Genomic DNA, 26,244 nt, shown 5'->3' on the forward strand with positions numbered 1-26,244 from the left:
AAGTGCTTAATGAATTAGAGTCGGGAATCAAAGAGTTGGTCGAGGGCTTCATAGCTGACGGGAAACAATGCCCTTCAACGTTCGATATTGATAGTAGAAGAGCGGGTTACCTATCTAGCACCGTTTTATCTGGTAGAAGTCCTGAAATGTTTGAAGAGTTCATTGATGAGCTTAATGGGACTGTTTTGAAGATATACAAACCAAATAGCACAACGGATTTACCCATTACTATCTATTTCCATGGCGGCTGTTTTATTAGTGGAGGATTTGAAACTCACGAGCAGCAATTGAGGCAAATAGCCAGTTTGTCGAACACTATAGTTATCTGTATCCAGTATCGTTTGGCACCCGAAGATTGTTACCCAGCAGCACATGATGATGTGTATGATGCTGTACTTGCAATAAAGGAGTTCGGTAGCAATTACGGCGGTGACACAAATATGATTGCTTTCGTTGGGGATAGTGCTGGTGGTCAGCTGGCCTTAACCACATCTTTGCGTCTAAAACAAAACAAAAACTGGCTGCCTCAAATGCAAATCTTGATTTGCCCAATGCTGGACCCCTTCGGTAAATCTATGAGTTACGTCGAAAACAGCACAGATTACATTATCACAGCAAATATGCTACTTTCGGGTTTTTCACTGTACACTGCGAATATTGAAAAAAGCTCGATTGATCAAAACTCCCAGCTAAACCCACTTGTTTGTGCAGATTTTAAGGGACTGCCACTAACCTATATTATTACGGCCGAATTTGATCCATTAAGAGATGAAGGTGAGCAATGCTATAAACAATTACTCGATGCGGGTGTAGAAGCGTATTGTGAACGTTATTTAGGTGTTATTCACGGATTTCATCAGTTATCGGGAGTCAGTGCCAGTGCTAGGCGCTGTCTTCGTAATATTTCCGAACAGATTAAGCAAACAACAAGATCGGCGAGTAATTGTGTGCCCTAAAAAAATGAAGGACACACCAGCCAAGAAAAAAATCCACTATCCTAATCACCTTGAGGTTTGTTTTGATGAACGGCCAAGTTTGATAAATGTTGTCGTCGACTTAGGCTAGAAAAAGGTGTTTTTGCTGAATATCGGCAAATTTATTTAAAGGCTGATTCAGCCATCAAACTGTGGATATTTATTTCTGAGCACGCTCTAGTGCCTATTACCAAACGCGAATAAATGAAGTTTTTCCTATTAAGAGCAATTTTAGCTATCATTGCTTGTGCTTGACTTCCTATTGCGGTGACCTGGAATTTTTCCAATTAAGTTCACACCTTGAGCCAGCAGTTTGTCTAAGTCATCGATTCGAGCTTTAATAGAGGTAAACGCTGAGTCCCAGATTGTAATATCTTTTACGTTTATATTAGTTGATATTATTAGAGTCAATGTAGGCTAGATTAAAGGTGATAAGGTGGATTTATTCATAGTACTATTTTAGCATTCGTGTTAGCTATCCATGAAATGCTAAATTAGCAAAATCAACCACTACAAAAAAGTCAACATTGAATTAGCACGACTTCCCCGATAATGTGTTGACCACATTCTTATCTTAATCAGGAAATGACAAAATGAGTGTCCCGCTTATATGCGTTAATAATCGAGCTTGGGAATCAGTATGAAAATAAACATTCTAGGCGCAGGACGTGTTGGTCAAACCATAGGAAAACTGCTTGTCGACGCCAGAGTTGTGCAAGTGGGGTCAATTTATAACAGGACCAAGTTAAGTGCTGAAAAATCTGTTTTATTTATTGGCGAAGGAACTCCAATTGCCAACTTAAGTGACATGGAGCAAGCCGACCTGTATATGATAACAACGGCGGACGGGGTTCTTAGTGAAGTTTGCGATCACATGTTGGATGTTCACAACTTTAAACAAGGTAGCGTGATTTTTCATTGCAGTGGCGTTGCACCTTCAAGCCTTTTTAAACGAGCCCAAAAGTACGGGTGCCATATAGCAAGTGTACATCCGGTCAAAAGCTTTGCCGATCCCGCTATCGCAGTATCGGATTTTGAAGGGACGTTTTGCGCTGTAGAAGGGGATAAAAAGGCGCTAGACATATTAGAAGAATGTTTTCAGAGTATTGGTGGGCAAATCTTTACAATCAACACAAATAAAAAAGCCCTTTATCATGGCGCAACAGTGATGGCATGCAATAATCTCGTTGCTCTGATAGAAGCTGCAGCCTCAATGTATATTGATTCTGGTCTTGATAGACAAACAGCGCTCAAAGTGATGGAGCCCATTGTTCGTGGCACTATTACCAATGTATTTACATTGGGAACCGTGTCCGCTTTGACAGGCCCAATAGCACGAGGGGATTCCGAAACAGTAAGGAAACACTTAGATGCTTTAACAGATGATGACGGTATGCTCATCGATGTTTACTGCTCTCTTGGAAAATGGGCATTAAACCTTTCGAAACAGCAAGGCAGTGCAGCGACAGAAGCCATTGAAGATATCAAGATGCAACTAGAGCAAAAGTTGCTTTCTCGTGATTAAAACAAAACTATATGAGCTCTTTACCTATTGGGGACAAACACAGCTTAGGTAACTTACTTTGGAGAGCTTACCCTCTCCTAAGCCCTGTAGGAAGAAACATTCACTCTAAAACAGAGGCTCCGTTACCCTTTTTAATCTCTTTTTCAACCCTATTGAAGCTTTAGACAACCAAGAATCCGAGCAATTTATTGACATGGTAGCCAATAAAGAAATGCATAATATTCGTGATTCAATAGATAACAATCTTCTGCATTACGCATTGATGATTAACTCTCCTATTTCTAGTTCAATCGCTAAAAGATTGCCAAGTTTAATTCATCAAAGAAATAAACTTGGTCAACTACCATGCCATTTTGGTGCGTTTCACAGCAATGTAGATCTAAGTAAGTTTTTACCCACCAATGACACACTGCGTGATGGCCGTGGTTTTACTCCTCTGCATATCTCAGCGGAACTAGGCCATACAAACCATATAAAATCCATGGTACCGTCTATCGAAGAAAAGAATGTATTTAACGCTTTTGCTCTTCACTGGGCACTAAAAAACGACGAAAAAAACAGCGTTAAGAGAGTCAACAAGTTACTTTTTTCAAAGGCACTACTGCAAATGGTCGACTCTGTTCAAATGAAAACAAAAAATGCCATTGGTATGACACCAAAAGATTGGATGGAATCAACGTGCTCGCCTAAAGAGATTGACTTTATAATGCTAAGATAACCAATAGGTTAACCTTGTTAGAAACGCGATCCATAAAAAAGAAATCACTTATGAATAAACACAAACAAATGCTGATCTTCAAAACAATTGTGGACTCGGGATCCATTTCTAAGGCAGCGGAGAAACTTGAGCTATCTAAGTCGGTACTCAGTAGTCACCTTAAACACCTTGAAAGTGAGCTTAATGTAGATTTACTCAAACGCACCACACGCCGGCAATCATTGACTACCGCAGGTGAACAATTCTATCAGCATTGCGTGGCACTAAACGATGTGATGTCCCGAGCGTGGGAAGATATTCATCAATTGCAGCAGGAGCCTAGAGGCAAACTATCAGTCACCGCTCCGGTTGCTTTAATGGACAACATCGTCATTCCAGCTTTAAGCTGCGCACTTTCTCAATACCCGAAGGTATCACTCAATTTAATTGCTGATGACCAGCAACTGGATTTACTTCAGCATGACATTGATATTGCCGTTCGAGTTGGAAAGTCGCCAGATAGTAATATAAAACAAAAAAGAATTGGTCGTTTTCACGATGTGCTTTGCCAGTCTATACAGTCGCACCAAGATGCCACCAAAGCTAACTACATTGCAAACCACTGGCAGCCTAAAGAAATTGTTCACTATCTTTATCACAAGGACTCTTGTGTCGCCACAGAGCTAAACTATACCGCTTACCATAGAGCAAACAGCGTAACCCAAGTAGCTCATCTTATCCAACATGGAATGGGCGTAGGGTTACTACCGGATTTTGTCCTTTCTCAATATTCGGATATAAAGCCTTGTTTCAACGATCACCACTTAACAATAAACAATGTTTACGTCTTGCACCCTTATGCCAAATCGCCTCCCGCCTCTGTTGTTTATGCCATCAATGCGATTGAGAAAAGACTGAAATCCGTGACGGAATTTTGAACATCTATTTAACCCAGATCAAGCTTCAAAATTATTTATAACCATACCTAGATCTGTGACCTACAATTGAAAAACTCGCCGACAAATTTCCAGGAGGTTACACATGATTTCGACATTTAGAGACTACGAACTAAGAGATACAAATCACTATCATGCTCATATAGAGGTTAATCCTATTGGAGTTTTAGATGTTGATATTATTGAAAAAAAGGAACATCATCAAACCGATCTTTGTGATATTAGCTTTGAGAAATTAGCCGGCAAGACTCGTGTAAAAGGGAAAGAGGCAAAGCATCAATGGCAGTTGGACCTTGATGATAAAGACGCCAATGAGCTGCATCAGCTTATCTCAGAGGCGAATGAAGAATATGAAACGCTCATGCGTGATCTTTAGCACTGATTTTACTGGTTAGGAAACTTGAATATGTTTCCTAACCGTTTACCACAAAAACTGTCTATGCCACTTTTGCTTTTAAACAACGAGCCAAGATTTTGTTGCTCAATTTCTCCAACTTAACGGAAACAAAGTAAACCAACAGCACAAACACCACCGAACCCAAAAGATCAATTGGTCTATGCATGCCAAGCCACAAACGGCTATACGCAACCCCTATAGCCCACGTACTTAGCGCCAAAGTCAGTAGATAACGTCGATTCTGAAGAAATATATTTCCAAAAAATGCCAAGCAAATTGCGGCAAATATGGTGTGGCCAGAAGGAAAGGAATAATCTCTTTCTCCTTGCCACTGATCCCTTCTCCAACGACTTACCATACCTTCCATTTCATCAATCACTTGCTGTTTTTGCAATGCGCTCAAATTATAGAAGTGAGAAGGCTGAGGAATTAACAGGTTTTGTGCCAAAATTTCAGTGTATGGTCGGGGGCTTTGGGTCATTTGTTTAAACCCCGTTTTACACAAGAACCCCACCACCAGAATTAAACCTAAATGGATCATTTTCTTCACCCATTCAGCTCGACTGGGCACAATCTTCCAAGTAAGCATCACTAAAAAAGTAAGAGAAACAACAAAACCTATTGGACCTGCAGAAAATGTTAGCGCGGTGACACTAAAGCCCGTTATTCTGGGCACAGAGCTAAGTAAATTAATATCACTAACGAACACACTCAAGAATACAATTCCGAGGAAAAATAAGACGAGAAGTGTCACACCATATTGTTTGCTAGATAGAGAATGACTCACCATTCATACTCCGCACTAAAACCTTTAGAGGCAAAATATTAATCGAAGTATTAGTTGCAATTTGCCAGATCAATGTCAAATCAGTGAAAGTTCACCCTAACATGTTAAAGCCATCACAAAGTACTGTTATATTATTCAATAACTTAAGTTCAGCACTGAATAAAAAGCATCGAGCTTTGACTTTACAATGTAAATTCCAAGCGATATCTAGACTTTCTCAATGACCTCCACGAATATCGGCATGGCCATCAAAAAAGTGATGTACAGGCCCTTTCCCTTTTCCCACATTGAGCTTACCCGAATGGGCAATCGCTTGTGATATATACTGTTTACTCAAATGAACCGCTTTATGTAAGGTATATCCTTGAGCTAAATATGATGCGATAGCAGAGGAAAGTGTACAGCCAGTGCCGTGCGTATTGTTGGTTGCGTAACGACTTGAACACAACCATTCAACACTATCACGCAAGATCAGCAAATCAGAGCTACTTGAGGAGGACTCCATATGCCCTCCTTTTAAAAGTACAGCCTTACATCCCAGTTGACGTAATGGTTCAATAATGTCTTCTACTTGAGAATCCATCGTGGGTTCACGCATTCCTGTCAACGCTGCACTTTCAGGTAAGTTAGGCGTTACTATATCGGCCAGTGGAATTAACGCTTCTTTCAACGCTGCAATAGCCGAATATTCTAAAAGTATATGACCGCTGGTCGAGACCATGACTGGGTCTAATATCAAATAGTTAGGTCGATATTGCCTAAGTTTATCCGCAACTAATTTAATGGTATTGGAATCAACTAACATACCCACTTTAACCGCGACAACATTCAGATCACTCAATACTGCATCGAGTTGACTTTCAATGTGCTTAAGTGGCACTTGGTGAATGGCCTTCACACCAAGGGTATTTTGAGAAGTAATGGCAGTAATCACCGAACACGAATAACTGCCTGTTGCTGAAATGGCTTTAATGTCTGCTTGAATTCCTGCCCCTCCACTGCTATCTGACCCCGCAATGGTAAGTACAATGGGGCAATCATAATGTGTGCGTGACATAAAAGTTCCTATCTTTAAATGGGAAGAAAACTCTTTGCCATAAGTGAAGACATCACAACAAAATGCTTATCAGTAGAGCCTAAACATGATTATTTTGCGTGATTAGAGCAAATAGTTCCCTACGCCAGTATTAACTGAATCAGGTTCTACGGGTCTCGCACTGCGATCTCAGCTTAAAAGGCTATGCCTACATAAGCTCCCCGACTATCTCGACTAATTCTAACAATAAATCATACTCACGAACACTCAAATTGCTGACAACAAAGCGCCATTTTGTTGTGCCAAGCCGCCTCGTTTACCGTCCCTTTTGTACTCAATCTAACATGCTATCCTTTATAAGTGGCGACCAGTTTTAAGAGGGTGTATCAATGGCACAAGAAAGTCTGTTATCTCGTATCAACGAACTGCCTCGCATACAAAAAGTACTGCAGGACTTGCTCAACATGGTTAATCATAAAGAAGTCGATTTCGAGCAACTGTCTCAAAAAATCTCGACCGATCAAGTGCTCAGTGCTCGGATGCTGCGCATGGCAAATTCTGCACATTTTGGTGGTAGCACCCCTGTATCTTCCGTCCATCAAGCTCTACTGCGTGTCGGCACAGGGCCAGTAAGAACCTTAGTTGTCGCCTCTGTGCTTTCAAGTGCTTTTCCCAAACTTAAAACCTTAGATCTTAATCAATATTGGGCAGACACCTTTGAGGTATCGGTGATCGCAAGTAAAATAGCAGAGCAAATCCAAATCGATCCCTATGAAGTTTTTACAACAGGTATTCTTCATAATATCGGTGAACTCATGATTCATACACTCGTGCCAGACGTTGCGATTGAAATAGCGAATAGAACACAAAATGGCGAAGACGCCATATCTGTTCAAGAAGAATTGCTCAATATCAGTGCGCCAACGTTGGGCGCAAAACTGGCAAAAACTTGGAAGTTTCCAGCACCAATGATTGATGCGATAGCAAACTTTCATGAACCAAGAGATGCAGAATTATCTCCCCAAATGGCCACAACCATTCATCTGGCTCGTTCAATCAATAGTGATTGGGACGAACTCAATAATGAAGAATCAAAAATCACCTATCTCGCCGAGCACCCAGATTCGAGATTGCTCCTTATTCCAGCTGAGTTCACCTCAACCATTGATCAATTCCGAGGAAATGGGCGTGAATTGGCAGTACAACTGAACACTGCCTAGATATCAACACACTCTAAAAGCCTGTTGTTTCAGTCATCACTGTTTTCACTGCTGCACCACCTTGTGTCCCCACTAGGGTCAAGAAAATGGTCAAGAGTTGCCCTTGCTCCGTATATAGGGAGAATTGTTCCATTTTCTTCTCACCGAGTTTTAAAAACTGCATCTTGATGTTATAGACCGAGTAACACCACCGGCCATTACAATCAACGGTAAGCGAGCCCAAGGTTTCTTTACCCGCCACAACACTGTCAGTATCAAACTTAGTGTATGGGCAAGCTTGTTCGGGTAATTCAAATAACCCAGAGTCCACGAGTAATGGGAAGCCATAGCTATTAATGAATTCGTCGAGCTTGAGGTTGGATCTATTGGCATCACAGAGATGTGGTGCGTTGTCGGCAAACATTCGTAGTCCAGAGATGTTGATACTACGATGACTGGCATGAGAGTTAACTGAGTGAGCCATAACCGCCTCCTTTGAATCTAAATGCATGAATGATCTCAATGACGCAAACGGTATGCCATAAATATATCCATCACATTTCTCCAAAAACTTATACTGTTCATACAGATAGATGTTATGGCATTATTAAAACAATCTCGCTTTCAAAATGAGTCGCAAAACAAAACAAGGTTACTAACTTGTTAACGGCTGCAAAGGGCGATAATTTAATTTTAGGCAAAACTAAGCCAATACGACAAATCTTATAACTCCTAAAACGCAATAAATTAATAAGTATCAGACTATGAAATTGGAAAACCTAGATACACCAGCTTTGTTTATTGATATAGACACTGTCGAAAAAAATTTAGCAGAAATGCAGCGAAGAATTGACCATCTTGGATTGACACTAAGGCCTCATACCAAAGCACATAAAATTCCACAACTCGCACAAAAGCAAATTGATTTTGGCGCCAAAGGGATATGTACCTCAAAACTTGGTGAAGCAGAAGTCATGCTCGAAGGGGGAATTAAAGATATCCTAATCACAACGCCTATTGCAGGCGACACAAAGATCCAACGTTTAATAGAGCTTCATACTCAGTATCCTGAAGCTCAGTTGTATCAGGTTATAGACCACCCCCAGCATGTTGATGAGATTGCTCTGCTAGCACGTCAATCAAACGTAGAGGTCAACCTGTTAATCGAAGTAGAAAGCGGTCAACAAAGATGTGGTGTAGCTGTCGGTAACAATCTAACAGCACTCATTGATAAAATCACCAACACAGCCGGAGTCCGTTACTTAGGTATACAAGCATACAGTGGCCACCTTCAACTTATCAAAGGTTTTGATGAACGGCAGAAACAAGCACGTTCGGCTGTTATTGCCTTATTTGATTATATAGACACTGAGCTTAAACCACGTAACCTGACTCCAAAAATAATCAGTGGCGGTGGTACCGGCACATACCAAGCATATAAAGGCTTGAATTACACAGAAATACAAGCTGGTTCCTATCTATTTATGGATGCTTCGTACTCCAACATCGGGGATGAAGAACATCAAGACAGAAACTTGCAATTTAGTCCCGCATTAAAAGTGCTCAGTACAGTGATCAGTCACCCAACACCAAATCGTGCGGTCATTGACGCCGGAATGAAGTCCCTTTCCATAGACCTAGGAATGCCAACGGTCGACTTTCGACAAGATATTACCTATCAATGTGGCGGTGATGAACACGGTATATTGCACCTTAGCTCTGACCAGACTCTAAAAATAGGTCAAACCATAGTCCTGACTCCAAGTCACTGCGATACCACACTCAATAACTTTGATTATTTGCATGTTGTGAAAAACGGACTGGTGGTTGATAAATGGAAGATTGCTGGTCGTGGCCGATCAGATTAAGACCTTGGCTCTATCAAAAGAAATTTTGCACAAGAAGAAGGAGCATTCCTGCTCCTTTTCCATTCATATAGTTACAACTCTATAGCGATTAACACTATGCTCCAATGACACCGCCATCCTCGCGTGTAATAGCCATAATGGTTGATCGTGGCTTAGTGTTACCACCAGCAGGGAAATGAGACGGTGCACCACCATCTCCAGGATGCTGCACACCTATAAACATCGTTTTGTAGTCTTCAGAGAAAGTTAATCCCGTGATTTCACACGCTATTGGTCCAGTTAGGAAACGACGCACTTCACCAGTAATAGGATCGCCACACAGCATCTGATTATTGCCCTGTCCAGCAAAGTCACCTTTATTGGAATAATCACCATCGGTTTGAATCCATAAACGACCAGCTTTATCAAAACCAATACCATCTGGGCTGTTAAACATATTATCCGCGTTGATATTATTACTCCCTGCATACAAATTGCCTTTGTGTACACTTGGGTTACCTGCAATAAGATAGAGATCCCATTCAAACGACTCAGCAGTATGGTCTCCGTTTGCTGGTGCCCAACGAACAATCTGACCATAATGGTTCTTTTTACGTGGATTAGGACCACCAACTGGCTGCCCTTCTTTTACACCTCGGTTCTTATTATTGGTTAGGGTACAGAAGACAAATTTCTTGTCCGGATGAACGGCAACCCACTCTGGTCTATCCATTGTTGTTGCTCCAACATGTGTTGCAGCACGGCGCGCGAACGTCACAACTTCAGCCTGATCACTAAAACCATTCGCTTTAACTAGACCATTTTTCCCATACGTAAGCTCCACCCACTGACCGTGACCCTTTAGCTCATCTTTATCAAAATCGAATTTAGCGACGTACAAGGTTCCTTCTTCGAGTAGATTTCTGTTTTGTTGATCATTGCCGACTTGATACTTATTCTTAGAAACAAATTTATACAGATGTTCCCCGCGTTCGTCATCTCCCATATAAACCACAACATGACCATCATCGTTAACAACTACCGCAGCATTCTCGTGCTTAAAACGACCTAGAGCGGTTCTTTTAACAGGTGTTGAGGTAGGATCGTGGGGATCAATCTCTACTATCCAGCCAAAGCGGTGAGGCTCGTTAGGGTGAAGAGAAATATCAAAGCGCTCATCCTTGTTATGCCATTGATATTCACTCTGCTCTGGCAATATCCCATAACGCTTGTGATCATCCGATACCTCGACAGGTTTAACACTCCCGAAATAACCGTCAAAATTCTCTTCACAAGTAAGATAAGTTCCCCATGGAGTTTGTCCATTCGCACAGTTAGCAAAGGTGCCAAGAGGCTTCATACCAGATGGATCGAGCTTGGTTTTCATTAAACTATGACCGGCTGCTGGCCCCGTTAACTTCATCTCCGTATTCGCTGTAATTCGGCGATTACGCTGACCACTCTTGTCCAATTGCCATTGGCCATTAGATTGTACGATTTCAAATACCGTTACCCCGTGCGCCGCTTGTGACTTAGCAACATCATCCGCCGTCATGGATTTGCCACCATGGTCAAAGAGGTATTCATAATTGGTATACTCATTATTGACTGCTATCACCGCTCTCTCTTGGCTGATAGGAAATAAGCTCATACCATCATTGTTGTCACCAAACTGCTGTAACTGAGCTTTCGAATTTTGCTTTCCACTTGGATCAAATTCAGGTGAATCTACAAAAAGAGGATCTCCCCAAGATACCAAAGGCGTCGCTTTATAACCTTTAGGAACAACGAGAGTATCCTCAGTTGAAGCAGGTACCGGATCAAAATTCAGTAAAGTGCTTTTCTTATTAGCAGCAAATGCTTTAGCAATAGGATTGAGTGATAAAAAAGCGCCAGCGCCCACAGCAGCAGTCCCAGTTAAAAAACGTCGGCGAGATAGCCTCGCATCGATCATTTGACTAAATTGCGACTCTTGCTCTTCGTGGTTTTTCATTGCAAATTCCTTGTGTATGTTTTTTTAGTCTTGGGAGAGGATAGACCGAAAAAATGACAACGAGGTTAAACTATTGTTTCTTTTGTAATGAATACGCATCCCTGATCTAATGAAAGTTACATTGCAGTTCCAAGAAAGTGCGTTATCTTTCACTTTCACAGCAAAAAGTTCTGAGTCGTAGTAAAAATTGCATCTCAATATGTGGCGTTCTTCAAATAGGCTCACTACAGTAAATTTGTTCATTAAGTACTTGATTTATAGATATCAGGATAAAACCAAGCTGCTACATGAGGGAATTTGATGAAAAAAATGAGAAAAGCTCAGCTTCACCGCATTCGCATCCAGTTCTGGAAAGATGTAAGCAAAAGTACATCCAAAAGTAGATAAATTTCAAACACAAAGAGCAAAGCTGGCATTGTTGCCAGCTTTTCTTTTCAAAAATAAATAAAATCTAATCGAACGACGGATCTACTTGCTCGCTGATAAAGAGAAGTCATCCAATGTCGAGGAAATTCCCTTAGCCATATCGTTCATATCTACAGCAATAAATGAGCTGTCCTTGATTTTCTTATTGGTGTTTTTCAGCAAGTTCGATAAATAACTCTGGGCCTCTCTGAGCTCGTGGATACGTCTTGACTGCTCATCAATCAATGCCGCTATTTCATGCTGCTGGCCCACCGTTAGTGAAATTGAGTTCGAAATTCGCTCGATATTTTGCGCCGTATAACTGCTGCACTGCTTACTGTTCTCAACTTCCTTTTGCAACTGAGCAACAGAGTCTACCGATACCTTAACACGCTCAGTTAATTCGTTAAGCAAATTGCTGATTTCGCCAGTTGAATGATTAGTCTTGCTCGCCAACACACGCACCTCATCCGAAACAACCGCAAACCCACGCCCTTGTTCACCCGCTCGCGCCGCTTCAATCGCCGCATTTAGAGCAAGTAAATTCGTTTGCTCAGCGATTATCTGAATCACATCGATAATACTGTAAACTTTTTCTGCAACTTGGCTAAGCTCTTGAATATTTTGAGATACTTTTTCTGATTCAGCCGAGGCCAATTCGACTGCCTTTATGTTGTTATGGATGGTTTCTAAACCGAGCTGGGCACTTTTCTGACTTTCAGCCGCAGACTCCAGTGTATTTTCCACCACTTGAGAAGCACGCTCAAATGATGCAAATAATTCATCAGATATCTTTGCAATCTCATCATATTTTCTTTTTTCATCGTCATAACTACTGTCGACTTCTTGGGCCAAGGATTCAACTCGGTTAGATAAACGCGAAATGCTGTCTGCACTCGTTTTTAGTCCTTTAACCACCGACGACAAGGCATGTCTCATAGAAAAAATATTGGTCGCCAATAACCCTAATTCACTCCTATTGGTCAGCTCTGCGGAGTGACTTTTATCTTCTAAGTCACCTTTACTAATTTCTCGAGTAATAGTCACTAACTTATTAATTGGCTCTATTAAACTTCGCCCAATCAGGTAGAGAAGAATGATCGTCAGCGATAAACTGACCAGTGATATTAGGGTAATGTCTTTCTTCAACGCACTGATATTGTTATCCGAGTGTTTATTGTAGCTGAGTACCGCCTGATTCATGGCTGCCAACGTTTTATGATTCGCCAGCATGAAGGCATCAATTTTTTCCTCGGAAGGTAATCTTGAACTTTGTAGTAACTCTAGAGCCATTGCCTTTTGTGCAAACCATAACTGCTCAACAGTATACAGCTTGTTGTTAAATTCCGTCGCAGTGCTTTTCACCAAATCAATGGGCGTCTGCATGGATAAGTCTGAAAATGTCTGACCTCCTGTTTTTAACGCTTGGAGTGATATTTCGTAGAGCTTAATTGTATTGTCGTAACTAAGCTGGGGAGCCGTCACCTTATTCTCCCTTTGCAAAGAGAGCATCACTTCACTGGCAAACTTTTTGGTTAGCATCCTCTGGCGGCCAGCCACGTTGATCACCGTCCCATCTTGCGCATTCATTTCGAGTGTTGATACCACATTGATGGCAATAATTACGACTGTCAAAACGAAAACGATGGAAATAGTCAGCAATCGATTGGTCACAGAAATATTGGACAGAATGTTTTTCATTTGAGCATTCTCTAGAAAACAAATAGACCATATGAGTCTAGTTTTATATCTGTAAAATCTCAAAAGTCACATCATTTGTTTTGGCATCAAAAGAAAATTTATACGTCCACTAGGTATTTTTATTAACCAGCAAATAATCAAAAACATTCCGAACAAACGGCGCACCAACCTTAGAGCCACCATTGCCATGCTCTATAACGACAGAAGTCACATATTCAGGGTTATTGCATGGGGCAAATCCTGTATACAGGCCATGATCGAGTAGATGATGACTTAACTCTTTCGAGTTGTAGATCTCATCTTGCTTTAATCCAAAGACCTGTGCCGTCCCTGATTTTCCTCCACTACAATATTGCGCGCCCTTGAACGATCTTCGTCCAGAACCTCTTGAGCCCTGATTCACAAGCCGCATAGCATTGAGTGATATGTTCCAATAAATATCCTTTACTTGATTCATGGCATTGGTTTTTGGGTAGTCGACAAGTTGAGCAGACTCAAGGCTTTGTCCATGATCAATAACGGCTTTAAGCAAATGGGGAGAGGTTACATTACCATGATTCACCAGTACTGATGTTGCTTTGGCCAGTTGAAGCGGCGTGGCCGTCCAATACCCTTGCCCTATACCAATAGGAACCGTATCTCCTTTGTACCAAGGCTGATGATGCCTGCGTTGCTTCCACTCTCTGGTTGGCATATTTGCCGCCGTTTCCTCAAAAACATCAATACCAGTGCGCTGACCAAATCCAAACATTCCCATCCAGTCTGATATTCTGTCTATGCCAAGATCGTATGCAATTTGGTAAAAAAACGAATCAACCGACTCTTCTATTGCCAAAGTAACATCGACATTACCATGTCCCCAACGCCTCCAATCTCTCCAAGCCTTTGAGTGAAGCCCAGAGCCAGGAATTTGCCAACGGCCATGATCATTACGTACAGTCTCAGGACTGATAACTTTTTCACTTAAGCCCGCAATAGCGATAAATGGTTTTACCGTTGAGGCAGGTGGATAGACTCCTAACGTTGCTCGGTTGAGCAGTGGGTGGCGCGGATCTTTTAATAGTTGACTGTATTCGGAGCTCGAAATCCCCCCAACAAATGGATTAGGATCATAGCTAGGGCTTGAAACCATTGCGAGAACACTGTTGTCTTTAGGATCAAGGACAACAGCACTTCCTTGCCTATCTCCCAAAAGTTGGTAGACATGTTGTTGCAATCCAATGTCAATGTTGAGGACAAGATCTTTTCCTGCAATAGGAGGAACATACTTCAAGGTGCGTATCACGCGCCCTCGGCTATTGACTTCGACTTCCTCATAACCCTGTTGTCCGTGTAAGAGTTTTTCGTAATATCGTTCTATACCAAGCTTACCAATGGTTTTGGTTGCTCGATAATTGCCAAACTCTCCCTCTTGTTTCAAATTTTCTATATCTCGATCATTAATGTGTGCTACGTATCCCACAACATGAGTTAACGCATCCCCGTAAGGATAATATCGCTTCATTTCGGCACTGATTCTAAACTCTGGGAATTCATGTTGATGGGCAGAGAATTGAGCGACTTCTATTTCACTGATATCTGACTTTATGATTTGTGGTTTATGTCCTATCGGGCGAAGTTCAAGAAGTGCCTGGCGTTGCTCCGACGATAGATTAATATAATTTGATACATGAAGCACAGAATCGCGCCAAGAGGTCACTTTAGTTGGAATAACCTCTAAAACGTAAACAGGCACATTTTGAGCGACAAGATGACCATTTCTATCATAGATCAGCCCTCGTGGCGGAGAGATAGGTAAAACTTGAATTCGGTTATCGTTTGCTCGTGTCTGATAGTAAGAAAAATTTTTGACTTCAAGTTGATATAAGTTTGCAACAAGCAGAAAACATAACCCTATCATGGTGATAAAGGCTACACCAGCTCGGCGTTTGAACAAACTAATCTCAAAGTCGTAGTTACGCAGGCGGTTTATACATCGATTTAGCTTCATAGAATCTTATAAAAATACAGCTGCCAAAAGCAGGGCAAAAAATGAAAGGGAGAGGCTGTTTTAATTGGCGATACTCTAACAAACTCGGCGACAAGTTTGTATTGATAGTGTCAACTGTTGCTAGCCAAAGATTCATCAAGTTGTATATTCGAGATCTCGTGAACACTATTTTTTTTGCGTTAATTTTATGATGTAGGCGTCAGGGACAACAGAAGGAAATGGCAATGCAATATCAACATATAATGGTTGCGTTAGAGCTATCAAATGACAGCAACTTGCTGATAGAAAGGGCAATATTCATGGCTAAGCAGCATAACGCTGATATCTCATTTATTCACATTGACGGCTCTCATGGGGAGATTTATCCAGACCTTGTCGATATTCACTCTGATATTAGTGTTAGGCCAGTCAGTGATCTTGCGATGAAAAAATTAAGGTCATTTGAAGCGAATGTCGACTTTCCAATCCGGCATTTTCTCGTTGGGACCGGTAACTTAGCCAATAAACTTTCTGAAACGATAGAAAAGTATCATGTGGATTTATTGCTGTGTGGACACCATCAGGATTTTTGGAGCAAAATTATTTCTTACTCCCGGCAGCTCATCAATCGCTCGCCAGTCGACATCTTGGTCGTACCAATTTCAGGAGAAAACAGTTAAAGATGACGGTCATCGAGATATGACTCTCACCGCTTTGATTCCATGTCAAAGCGGTTGTTATGTGATTTGGTGATTAATCTTGCTCTAACGCTTCTTCGTCCATGGCTGAAGCACATTTAATCTCATACTGATTAAAGCTGAACGTACTGGTTCCATGGACACGTTTTGTAATAACCTTTTCTTCCCCATACTGCACGGTAACATGGGTGTATACCTTATTTTTAACCTCTATGGTATTTTCTTCTAACGCCTCTTCAAGCTCAATTTCTAGCCGATCTCTCGCCATCTTAGCTTTTTCTAATTTTTCATTAGACTCTTGCTTTAGTTTAGCAATGTCAGCTTCTTCCTCTTCAGTACGCTCTGCTTTGGGTCTTTTCTTGAACTCAAGCTCTTTTCTCACGACTTTCATCGTCGCTTCTTGGGCCGCTGTATATTCTTCTTTATACTTTTGTTGTCGTTCTTTGAAGTTCGCATAACGAGCAAAGGCGTTTACATAAGTTGCAGTATCCCCTTCTACACCTAAATTGACACAAACAATCTTCCCGCCTACTTTCGCACTGCCACCACTCAATGTGCCTTGTTTGCCAGCGTCATCGGAAACGGTAAGGTTCTTGCCACATCTCAACTCGTTGCTCATACAGTGTATGGCGAGATTAATGTCTTCTGCGGCTTGAAGCTCTGAAAACTGAGCATAGTTAGCGGTGATCGAACCACCCGACTTAACCTTACAGCTTTTCTCCTCACCTTCAGAAACGTTGTGCCCTATGATGCCTTTTGCAACTTCAATATCTCCCTGTGCCTGTATGTCTGCCGATTCAATAAAACCACCCACTGTGAGATTTCCTGTCGTACGAACGACCATGTCTGATTCAATATTTCCAGTAACAATCAAGTTGCCTTTAAACTTTATGTGCCCCGTCGCAACACCTATTGATGGAAGACAAAGGGCATCTTCCACTTCTACAGAACGCTCTTTTATAATCGGCATACCAGAAACCTGTGCGATTAACAAATTTGGGTCATCAGGAGAGATTTCCGAGCCTTTTGCAACTTTGAGGGTGGCATCATTGCCAGGTTTAGGTGGAATAGGCTTGCCTTGAACAGTCACCCCAGGCACTCCCTTAGTTGCCGGGATGCGTTTCATCAAACCAGCACCAGCTTCAATCGTTACGGTTTCACCAAGGTTTAACATATCGACTTTGCCGCTTTCATCTTCTTTCGGCGCGAGAACTTGTTTAGTAACGTCTTTGACTAGAGGAATAAACTTGGCGTCTTGCCCTTGAACTGGATTTTTGCCCTTTGCTACAGGCTGTGTAAAGGTTTCACCGGGTTTGAGTTGATGACTCATAACGAGCACTTTCTTTAACGCAAGCTTATTTATTCCCTTGATAACATGGGCCCGAGCAAGCGCATGAACAATTTGGGGCCCCTTAAGGGGAGCACCACGATAAGCTCCCGTCACAACCATACTTGCTAGCATATCTTGTTCAGATAATACGACTTCAACCTCAGCATCCCTAACTTCGGCAATAGAGAATCCGATCAGCGCTTCACTTTTCCCTTCATTTGCACAATTTACAAAACGAGTGACTTCGTCTGTTAGTATACAAAAGTCGGTGGCGCCAATTTCTTTCAACGCTTCTTCAACACCCTTATAGTCAAGCTTCCCCTCAGGATTCATATCCTGTGGTAACTTGGCTATAACATGTTTATTATCATCAGATAAGCTGACTAACTCGTTCCACATTTACAGCCTGCTTGCGTTTGCCCCTTTAAGTTTAGTTTATATAATCCTATTGGAATACAATATTTAATTTATAGCAAAGTAGGGGCTAGGTCACTTCTCTGCTACTTTTACACTGTAAATATCATTAGTCAGAACTAGGAAAATGGTGCTTAGAATCCAAACAATAGACCGCTGTCACACATTTACCTTGCTTTGAATACTCCAAAGAATCACATAATTCGGAAGCAAGTATTATACCACGGCCATGTGTCAATGATTTATCGGTTCCTGCTTTCAACTTAACGTGATCGAAACCTTCACCATTATGTTCAAGAACCATAATTACCTTTTTATTCTCAGGCTGATAATCAATGGACAAAGAGACCCAATATTTATCAGGCAACTCTTGAAGCTTTTGCTCGCGGAGCTGATAAAAAGTAAAAAAGCCATCTGGTTCTTCTTTGATTCGTGAGTCCATACTAAGCAACCCATGCTCAATAGCATTGGCAAACAATTCAGACAATACAGAACAAACTAAATCAAGATGTGGCCCCGACATCACACCACTTATAAACTGCCGAACTTCATTCATGACAGTGACTGACTTTAGTACCGAAGCTGGAAATTGTATTGTGGACTGAGATCGCGTCTGACTCAGATAGAAATAATTTTGTTTGACATTTCCATCATCGATATTTGAAATAGGAAACGTCATCGACAATATGGATAAGTCATCACCCACATTTCGGTTGGAAAAATTTTTCACTGATTCAAAAACGGTCGGAATTATTGCACGTCCAGAAGTCAGCGCTTCTTCAAGACGCAGCTGACCATATTGCTCCCCTATACCATTTTCAGCTTCAACCACACCATCGGTGTAGCACACTATCTTTTGATCCGGCTCCAGCTTATAGTGTACAAGGTCTGTTTCAAACTCATGTTCTTTTAACACACCAAGAGGCATATGGGTTGACACTAATTTCCGCACAATAGTGCCATCTTTATCTAACAAATAGCCGTCAGGTAATCCACCTCCCCACCACGAGACCTCGAAGCCATTCGCTCTTATCTCAAACACGCTTGCAGCTAACATCATTCCCATAGGCAAAAACCTAACTAAAACGTCATTGAGTTCGCGAACGATTTCTCCAAGTGACAAACCTTTGGCTGCCATAGAAAAGAAAGCGCGTGTTGCCGGTATAGCAGAAATAGCAGCGGGAAGCCCATGACCCGTGGCATCCGCTATCATGACATAAACGCCCCCATGAGGACGATTAGCAACCACTATCATATCACCGTTAAAGACTGTCGATGGCGTCGATTTGTATTCGATACCATAGATGTTGCTTAGCTGAGAACTCATTTCATCCATCAAATTAGAAAAAATCGATTCGGCAATCGCATAGTCATAACGGACCTGCTCATGAAAACGACTCAGCTCATCTCTTTGTTCTCTCACTTGGTTGTGTATCTTTACAATACGATAGTGGGCCTGAACCTTAGCTAACAATACGCTGCGCTCTACTGGTTTAGGAATGAAGTCGTCACCAAGCGCCATACATTTCTCAAATGAGTCATGATCGTCTAAGACCGTAAGAAAAATGATCGGCATATGTGTGCCTGGAAATGCCTCTCGAATTTCTTTAGCGGTACTAAATCCATCTTTCACTGGCATTACAACATCAAGAAGAATCACATCAGGCAAGAGTGGCATTTGCCGCATAGCACTAACCACTCCCTCACCATTTTCAAAAGTGGTTACTTTTTCTGTAATGCCACTTAACATAAACCGACACAACTCTCTGTTCGTCGCGTGGTCGTCGACTATCATGACATGCATACGACTCTCCTTGATGTTTACTCGATGGCAAATTTTTTATCAAAACGAGAAATGGAAAGTATTTTTCGAACCTGAGGGAGAGTGTTGGTAATTCGGATCATGCCATCATCTTGCTCAAGGTAATTATGCATATTTAATAGCATTCCCAAGCCCGCACTATCTATATAATCCACTTTGCGCAAATCGATCGTAAACCGATAGTCCTTTTTATCGGAATAACAACGACGAAAATCCTGAACAAGACTAAAACCAAATGCTCCTTCTATTACGATAGTGACATGTTTGGCGCCCATATCGATTTCTGACTCAACTGACATAGTATCTCCTTATTAAGCCGACAAGGCTTATATGCTTTTTCTTATCCACTTAAAACGCTAAAAAAATTCGACTTCACCCTCATCTATACTCGCTTGTGAAGCGGCAGGTGCACTTCTGTGTTCAATATTAGTCCAAATATCACCAATAGCCTGATTAAAGCCATGCCCATCGACCTTACCACTGGCATAGTCACCAAAGAGTCTCTTCATCTGATCTAAGAACTCGGTACTGGCTTTCGCGTATTGACCTTGCTGTATAATAATGTCAGTGAACTGCAGTGCTCGAATACCATCACCAACCTTGCTGTGTAGTTCCACACCAATCGATTTAATTTTCTGGACTTCTTGTTCAACCATAGCGTTGGTCTTTTGCACTCCAAGCAACATATCATCCACTTTTTCTTTTGACTCTATCGCATCCGTCATATCGATCGAAGCCATTTCACCAACCGTCTTGTTCGCCTCTTTAACCGTATCTTGTGCAATGTTGATTTCTTTTTCGATCTGACTGTTTAACTCTTCCGCTTTAACCGAAAGGTTTCTCACCTCTTGAGCAACAACGGCAAAGCCTCGTCCTGCATCACCTGCGCGCGCCGCTTCTATCGCTGCATTAAGAGCAAGCAAATTCGTTTGTTCAGAAAGCCCTCGAACTTGCGCAAGCAGCTTAAATACTGTGTTCAGCTTATCCGACATATCGTGAATACTGTGTACTGCTGAAATACTTTTCTCCGATACTGTGATGAGTGTATCGACAAACTGACGGATGATGGCTTCGGTTTTAGGTAAAACTTGCGTGATATCATAAGCATCATCTTTATTTCCTAATGTCTTAACCACAAGTGATTCAGCAATATGATTTTGATTCTCCGCCATACTTTGCAGCTCAAAAAAGCTATTATTTAAAGTCTCAACCGACTCAGATACAACACTGTTTTGTAGAGTCAGCGGCTCATTCAATTGCTGTGATATGCGGCCGATCAATTCACTGATGTCCTTCGCCGCAGACTGCACATCTTTAATAGGTTTCAAGCTAGGCTCAGATTTAGGCTCTTCGAGAGGTTTTCTAGGAATAACAAACCAAGGAACAGCCGCCGCAAGAATCATCATGGCAACATTGGCTAGCGAAGAAGACAGAACCATGCCTATTGACAGCAGCAATAGCTGAATAGCGATTGCAACACCGTAGCGATGTTTCGTAACCATTATTATTTTGTTCATAACTTCCCCCTAACCCTCACTCGAACAGCTCATGAATGACCATCTAGGCAATCACATATCTGTTGTGGAATTTGCTTAAGACTTTTTACTTCCTGCACTGCATTCATTTCAACTGCTACACGAGGCATTCCCCAAACCACTGAAGATGCCTGATCTTGTGCTATTGTTTTTGCTCCTTGCTGTCTCATTTTGAGCATTCCCTTTGCTCCGTCTTGCCCCATTCCTGTGAGTATGACACCAATAGCATTCGGCCCAACGGTCTCTGCCACAGCATCAAACATCACGTCAACTGAAGGTTTGTGTCGATTAACACTTGGTCTATCATCAAGCTGGCAATATAGATGATGTCCTTGCTTAACAACGACAAGGTGCTTGTCTCCAGGTGCAACGTAAGCACACCCATTGACGAGAGGAGCTTTATTCACTGACAACTCCTTGACCTCGATAGCACAATTTTCATTCAATCTTTGGGCAAAAGAAGCGCTAAACATGGCACTAATGTGCTGGGTAATTACTATTGGAGGAAGACCTGCAGGCAAAGCCGAAAGAACTTGTCTAACCGCTTCTGTACCGCCAGTTGACGCCCCAATTGCAATAATTTCGACGGACGTTTTGCCTTTGCAGACGATAGCTTGAGACGATGACGCATGACCTGATTCTTGGCATACATTCGCTCCCGCTGCCATTTTTATTTTATCGTTAACAAGGTCTTTGTAATCGACCATTTCAGCCGTATTTTGGACAGCGGGTTTAGGGAAATAGTCCACCGCTCCAAGTTCCAAAGCGGTAAGTGTTGGTTCTGCGCCATGCTGAGTCAACGTAGAAATCATCACCACGGGGGTCGGTCGCAACCGCATCAAATTTTTAAGAAATTGGACACCATTCATCTTCGGCATCTCAATATCTAATGTGATCACATCCGGATTGTATTGCTTGATGAGGTCACGGGCCTGATAAGGGTCCTCTGCAGATGCCACCACTTCAAGCATGGGATCTGAATTGATCAATTGTTCAAGTAAGGCCCTAAAAACCGGTGAATCATCGACAATCAATACTTTGATCTTTTTCATTCAAACATCTCCACTTCATCATCGTGTGAGCTGAGAGTTTCTCTGCCTAACTGACTTGCATACTTGTCTTCTTGCTGCTGAAGGTGGTGAACTTCTGTATATGGCACTCTCTTTAGCCAAGCCTTTCCTGAAATAGGATTAAATATAATTCTTCGGGGCTCCATGCCTCCCAAATCCTGAGCTACTACATTGAGCTGTTCGCGCTCAGCATAATCCAGAATGAAAGCAACATTTTTTTCGCCAATCATCGAATGTCTACCCATCATTTGTGCGCCACCAAACAGTTTGACTTTTAACTCTGAGCGACGAGCACCATGAGAAACTAGAGCATTTATGAGCATTTCCATAGCATGGCTACCATAACGAGAAGGCGTAGAAATAAGTTCAGCTGGCCGCCAAGCATTGATCTCAGAGTAACTGCAAAATGGGAGCAAAAAATGATTCATACCACCAATACTCGCAAACTCATCCCAAATGCATACCGCAACACAAGAACCAAGCCCCGTGGCAATTAATTCATCCTCTTGCTGCGTCCAATAAAGCCCTCCCGGAAATACTTTTACCATATGCATTTCCCTTTGAGGGTGATAGAAGCGGTTAAAATGTCGCTCATCATTAACGAGCTTTACATCCTTTAGCCCATTCATAATCCTTCCTATTGCTTGAGATAAATGGTTTTCCCAAGATGCCTAAAGAGGTCGCTACAAGACCCGACGCTTTCCGAGTGACCTAAGAACAAGATTCCGTGAGGCTTAAGTTGTTGGTAAAATCTACTGATCAATTTTTCTTGAGTTTGCTTATCGAAGTAAATCATCACATTTCGGCATGAGATAAGATCAAAAGGCTCCTTCCATTTCCACTCGTCCAACAAATTAAGTTGCTGAAAATTTATATAGTTTTGTAAACCTTTCGCGACTTTTATTTTTCCCTGCTGAGCACCTTTCCCTTTAAAAAAACACGGCTGCAAGTACTTCACAGGAATAGAGGCAATCGCCTCATCGCTGTAGATACCCTGCTTAGCATGAGAAAGGACCTTAGTATCCAAATCCGTTGCATGTATCTGGACCTGAAACAGGTCAAATGCTTTTTTGACAAAGAGCGAAGAAGCAAAGCTATAGGGTTCTTCTCCTGTTGAACAACCCGCAGACCACACATTAATATTTTTCAGTCCTTGCTTTTCCCATTCTTTGAACATGACATTTTCAAGAAATTCAAAGTGATGATATTCACGAAAAAACTGGGTTTTGTTCGTCGTCAAACTATTTATGAAGCCAACACGCTCTTCACTATCTTGTTCAATAAGCTGTTTGTAATCCGTAAAACGATTTAAGCCTAGCCGTCTCAGTTGACGGCTAATTCGTCCATAAACCATAGTGCGTTTACGATCTGAGAAATAGATGCCCGCGTGCTTGTGCATAAACCATTGAATGAATCTAAAATCCTGGTCGGTTAGCTCAAACTCTCTGTCAGACACAGCCTCATCATCACGGCTTAGAACTCTTCCCATTCGTCCCCTTCCTCACTGGCCTTAAAGCCGGAGTTCGCTACTTTTGGAGCTCGAATTTCTCTTACATTGCTTTTAGATTTTGTTGGTCTTTTGGCTTCAAAAGTTGCCACATTGTCATCAGATGCAAAGAAATTCATTAGATGAAGCAACTGCTTACCTTCATCTTTCAGTGACTGGCTAGCTGCCGAGGTTTGTTCAACCAAGGAAGCATTTTGCTGAGTCATCTCGTCCATAGTAGAAATAGCACGATTTATTTCGTCAATTCCTGTCGATTGCTCCAAGCTGGAAGACGCAATCTGAGCGATTAGCTCAGTCACTTTTTCCACCGCTTCTACTATTTCATTGAGCGTTTCACCAGATTCATCAACCAGTCTAGACCCCTCATCGACCTTCTCTACACTGTCATTGATCAAGCCTTTAATTTCTTTGGCTGCTGCAGCGCTTCGCTGTGCGAGATTACGAACTTCACCCGCTACGACAGCAAAACCTCTACCTTGCTCTCCAGCACGAGCAGCCTCAACCGCAGCATTAAGTGCTAGTAAGTTAGTCTGAAAGGCAATTTCATCGATAACACCAATGATATCGGCAATCTTCTTACTGGCATTATTTATTTCAGACATAGCCGACACAGCCTGCCCAACGACATCTCCACCTTTGCTGGCTTTTTTAGCCGCATCTTCCGCTAATGTATTGGCACCTTTCGCATTGTCTGCATTTTGCCTAACCGTAGCAGTCATCTGCTCCATACTGGCAGCCGTCTCTTCTAAATTGGAAGCTTGTGCCTCTACACGTTGGCTTAAGTCGTTGTTACCTTCCGCAATTTCGGTAGAAGCAGTCGCGACTCGAGCAGAAGAGTGAGTAATTTTTTCCACCATATTGCGAAGATTAATAATCGAGGTGTTGACCGCATCTGACAACCGACCAAACTCACCCTTGTTTTCTGGCATGTTTGTATTTAAATCACCATCAGCAACTCGGCTCATCACATCAATACATTGGCCTATAGGTGCAACCATAGTATCAAGCAGATTGTTGATTCCATCCCCTAACTCTTTCATAAAACCACTGTATACAGAGGTATTAATGCGCTCATTCAATTCACCAGAAATAGCACGTTGAATCAAGGACTCCACCTGCCTTTGACCATCTTGCTGTTCAGTAATATCTTCCCACTGGAGTGCAGGCCCAATATAGTTACCTCTCGTGTCATGCATGGCTATACAGGTTAAATTGAATTCCAATCCCCCAACCGCAATGTTTGAGGAAAAAGGTAAACGATCTGGATTATTGATAATGTTTCTTTGGTGACTTGGATTTTTATGAAACACATCGATATTTTTGCCAACCAAATTACTAGCATCGAAACCGGGTAGCACTTTCTGCAACTCGCTTTCTCTCGACTTCAATAAACTAGCTAACGACGGATTGATGTATTGAATTATGCCCTCTTTATCTGCCATCATGAGGTTAGTTGTCATCCCTTTTACGGCCGATGCTAATCGCCCCACCTCTTGATCTCTGGCCCGTTTTTCTGTCACATCTTCCCACTCAAGGGTATTGCCGATGTAGTTACCTTTTGAGTCCATCACTGCGGCAACATTCAGCTCAATTTTTATGTCAGCAATATCAATATCGGTTTTATAAGGCAGATTATTTGGTGTTGATAGGAGCTGTCTTTGATGCGCTGGATTTTTATGAAACTCGTCAATGCATCGTCCCATTAACCACTCTTCAGAGGCGGAAAAGCCAGACCAAACCGTTCTAAGGGTTGCTTCATGCTTACCAAATAACTCAATGGTCGATTGGTTGACGTAAGTAATTTTGAAATCACGATCAATCATTACCATTGCAGTTTGAGCTTGATCCACCGCTGCACGTAAACGCGCTATATCATCACGTTGCTTAAGTGCATCCGTCACATCAGACCATTCCAAGGTATTACCAATGTAATTTCCGTTTGTATCTATTATTGCGCCAACATTTAGCTCTATCTGGACATCTTTTACGGTAATGTTGGTGGTGTAAGGCAAATTAGATGGCGTTGACAATAATTGACGCTGATGGGCGGGGTTCGCATGAAAGCCATCAATACAATAGCCCATCAAAAACTCTTCATCAGCGCGAAAGTTTGGCCAAATCGATTGAAACAAGGCTTCGTGAGTTTTGAGTAAATCTATCGACTTTTGGTTCACATACGTGATGTTAAAGTCTCGATCGATCATCATTAATGCTGTTTGAGCCGCATTAAGAGCTGAATACAGTTGCTCTTTTGATGGCCCTCTTTCTTCAGGTTCATATGCTTCCATTAAACTGTCTGATGCGGCTGTTTCAAACTGATCCACCACATTCGATTTGGCTGTGCGATTCCAAAATGCCATGAGTCACCTCTCACTGATTGTT

At 41.9% G+C, this 26,244-nt stretch carries 22 protein-coding genes and 1 riboswitch; of the genes, 8 read left to right on the forward strand and 14 right to left on the reverse strand.

Annotated features, from left to right (window positions below):
• The first annotated feature begins 2 nt into the window (after positions 1–2).
• The 5 genes from QQK21_RS03360 to QQK21_RS03380 all read left to right on the forward strand — a co-directional run bounded on the left by QQK21_RS03360 (position 3) and on the right by QQK21_RS03380 (position 4,528).
• A complete protein-coding gene (locus tag QQK21_RS03360; protein WP_284190784.1) occupies positions 3–956 on the forward strand; it encodes an alpha/beta hydrolase in 954 nt (317 codons plus the stop codon).
• A 658-nt stretch (positions 957–1,614) separates the two neighbouring features.
• Positions 1,615–2,499, forward strand: coding sequence for a Rossmann-like and DUF2520 domain-containing protein (locus QQK21_RS03365; protein WP_284190785.1), 885 nt, complete (start codon positions 1,615–1,617; stop codon positions 2,497–2,499).
• 193 nt (positions 2,500–2,692) lie between these two features.
• The gene (locus QQK21_RS03370) at positions 2,693–3,217 is read left to right on the forward strand and encodes an ankyrin repeat domain-containing protein (protein ID WP_284190786.1); all 525 of its coding nucleotides are present in this window, start codon (positions 2,693–2,695) and stop codon (positions 3,215–3,217) included.
• 50 nt (positions 3,218–3,267) lie between these two features.
• Positions 3,268–4,134, forward strand: coding sequence for a LysR family transcriptional regulator (locus tag QQK21_RS03375; protein ID WP_284190787.1), 867 nt, complete (start codon positions 3,268–3,270; stop codon positions 4,132–4,134).
• Between the two features lie 103 nt (positions 4,135–4,237).
• Complete coding sequence (locus tag QQK21_RS03380; RefSeq protein WP_284190788.1) at positions 4,238–4,528, forward strand: hypothetical protein; 291 nt, start codon at positions 4,238–4,240, stop codon at positions 4,526–4,528.
• A 61-nt stretch (positions 4,529–4,589) separates the two neighbouring features.
• Here the strand turns inward: QQK21_RS03380 and QQK21_RS03385 are convergent, their stop codons facing one another.
• Together QQK21_RS03385 and thiD are read right to left on the reverse strand one after the other, a co-directional pair.
• Positions 4,590–5,339, reverse strand: coding sequence for a phosphatase PAP2 family protein (locus QQK21_RS03385; RefSeq protein WP_284190789.1), 750 nt, complete (start codon positions 5,337–5,339; stop codon positions 4,590–4,592).
• Positions 5,340–5,553: 214 nt separating this feature from the next.
• Positions 5,554–6,393, reverse strand: a complete 840-nt coding sequence (gene thiD, locus QQK21_RS03390) for a bifunctional hydroxymethylpyrimidine kinase/phosphomethylpyrimidine kinase (protein ID WP_284190790.1) — start codon at positions 6,391–6,393, stop codon at positions 5,554–5,556.
• Positions 6,394–6,492: 99 nt separating this feature from the next.
• A riboswitch (TPP riboswitch) is annotated at positions 6,493–6,606 on the reverse strand.
• Between the two features lie 155 nt (positions 6,607–6,761).
• On the opposite strand from thiD, the gene QQK21_RS03395 reads away from it, so the two are divergent.
• A complete protein-coding gene (locus QQK21_RS03395; RefSeq protein ID WP_284190791.1) occupies positions 6,762–7,592 on the forward strand; it encodes an HDOD domain-containing protein in 831 nt (276 codons plus the stop codon).
• Between the two features lie 13 nt (positions 7,593–7,605).
• Here QQK21_RS03395 and QQK21_RS03400 read toward each other — a convergent pair whose 3' ends face one another.
• The gene (locus QQK21_RS03400) at positions 7,606–8,055 is read right to left on the reverse strand and encodes a VCBS domain-containing protein (protein WP_284190792.1); all 450 of its coding nucleotides are present in this window, start codon (positions 8,053–8,055) and stop codon (positions 7,606–7,608) included.
• 280 nt (positions 8,056–8,335) lie between these two features.
• Between QQK21_RS03400 and QQK21_RS03405 the strand changes: the two genes are divergently transcribed.
• Complete coding sequence (locus tag QQK21_RS03405) at positions 8,336–9,439, forward strand: DSD1 family PLP-dependent enzyme (protein WP_284190793.1); 1,104 nt, start codon at positions 8,336–8,338, stop codon at positions 9,437–9,439.
• A gap of 94 nt (positions 9,440–9,533) precedes the next feature.
• On the opposite strand, the gene QQK21_RS03410 is transcribed toward QQK21_RS03405, so the two are convergent.
• From QQK21_RS03410 to mrdA, 3 genes are all read right to left on the reverse strand, one after another.
• Positions 9,534–11,411: a PhoX family protein gene (locus QQK21_RS03410; RefSeq protein WP_284190794.1), complete on the reverse strand. Its 1,878-nt coding sequence runs from the start codon at positions 11,409–11,411 to the stop codon at positions 9,534–9,536.
• 468 nt (positions 11,412–11,879) lie between these two features.
• Positions 11,880–13,517, reverse strand: coding sequence for a methyl-accepting chemotaxis protein (locus tag QQK21_RS03415; protein ID WP_284190795.1), 1,638 nt, complete (start codon positions 13,515–13,517; stop codon positions 11,880–11,882).
• A 109-nt stretch (positions 13,518–13,626) separates the two neighbouring features.
• On the reverse strand, positions 13,627–15,507 hold the full coding sequence (mrdA, locus tag QQK21_RS03420) for a penicillin-binding protein 2 (protein WP_284190796.1): 1,881 nt from the start codon (positions 15,505–15,507) through the stop codon (positions 13,627–13,629).
• A gap of 224 nt (positions 15,508–15,731) precedes the next feature.
• Between mrdA and QQK21_RS03425 the strand changes: the two genes are divergently transcribed.
• Positions 15,732–16,166, forward strand: coding sequence for a universal stress protein (locus tag QQK21_RS03425; protein ID WP_284190797.1), 435 nt, complete (start codon positions 15,732–15,734; stop codon positions 16,164–16,166).
• 73 nt (positions 16,167–16,239) lie between these two features.
• On the opposite strand, the gene QQK21_RS03430 is transcribed toward QQK21_RS03425, so the two are convergent.
• The 8 genes from QQK21_RS03430 to aer2 form a co-directional block, all read right to left on the reverse strand.
• Positions 16,240–17,913 (reverse strand): flagellar assembly protein A, encoded by a 1,674-nt coding sequence (locus QQK21_RS03430; RefSeq protein ID WP_284190798.1) that lies wholly within the window; start codon positions 17,911–17,913, stop codon positions 16,240–16,242.
• A 124-nt stretch (positions 17,914–18,037) separates the two neighbouring features.
• On the reverse strand, positions 18,038–19,732 hold the full coding sequence (locus tag QQK21_RS03435; protein WP_284190799.1) for an ATP-binding SpoIIE family protein phosphatase: 1,695 nt from the start codon (positions 19,730–19,732) through the stop codon (positions 18,038–18,040).
• Positions 19,733–19,749: 17 nt separating this feature from the next.
• On the reverse strand, positions 19,750–20,049 hold the full coding sequence (locus tag QQK21_RS03440) for an STAS domain-containing protein (RefSeq protein ID WP_284190800.1): 300 nt from the start codon (positions 20,047–20,049) through the stop codon (positions 19,750–19,752).
• A 57-nt stretch (positions 20,050–20,106) separates the two neighbouring features.
• Positions 20,107–21,267, reverse strand: a complete 1,161-nt coding sequence (locus QQK21_RS03445; RefSeq protein ID WP_284190801.1) for a methyl-accepting chemotaxis protein — start codon at positions 21,265–21,267, stop codon at positions 20,107–20,109.
• A 29-nt stretch (positions 21,268–21,296) separates the two neighbouring features.
• Positions 21,297–22,337, reverse strand: a complete 1,041-nt coding sequence (locus QQK21_RS03450) for a protein-glutamate methylesterase/protein-glutamine glutaminase (protein WP_284190802.1) — start codon at positions 22,335–22,337, stop codon at positions 21,297–21,299.
• Positions 22,334–22,984 (reverse strand): chemotaxis protein CheD, encoded by a 651-nt coding sequence (locus QQK21_RS03455; RefSeq protein ID WP_284190803.1) that lies wholly within the window; start codon positions 22,982–22,984, stop codon positions 22,334–22,336. Before QQK21_RS03455 ends, QQK21_RS03450 begins: the two co-directional genes overlap by 4 nt.
• Positions 22,985–22,992: 8 nt before the next feature.
• Positions 22,993–23,844, reverse strand: coding sequence for a CheR family methyltransferase (locus tag QQK21_RS03460; RefSeq protein ID WP_284190804.1), 852 nt, complete (start codon positions 23,842–23,844; stop codon positions 22,993–22,995).
• Positions 23,829–26,222 carry an aerotaxis transducer Aer2 gene (gene aer2 / locus QQK21_RS03465; protein ID WP_284190805.1) on the reverse strand — a complete coding sequence of 798 codons (2,394 nt, stop codon included), beginning with the start codon at positions 26,220–26,222 and terminating at the stop codon, positions 23,829–23,831. Before aer2 ends, QQK21_RS03460 begins: the two co-directional genes overlap by 16 nt.
• Between the last annotated feature and the right edge of the window lie 22 nt (positions 26,223–26,244).

Origin of the sequence: Vibrio zhanjiangensis (assembly GCF_030161235.1) — a bacterium.
Classification (GTDB): Bacteria; Pseudomonadota; Gammaproteobacteria; order Enterobacterales; family Vibrionaceae; genus Vibrio; species Vibrio zhanjiangensis.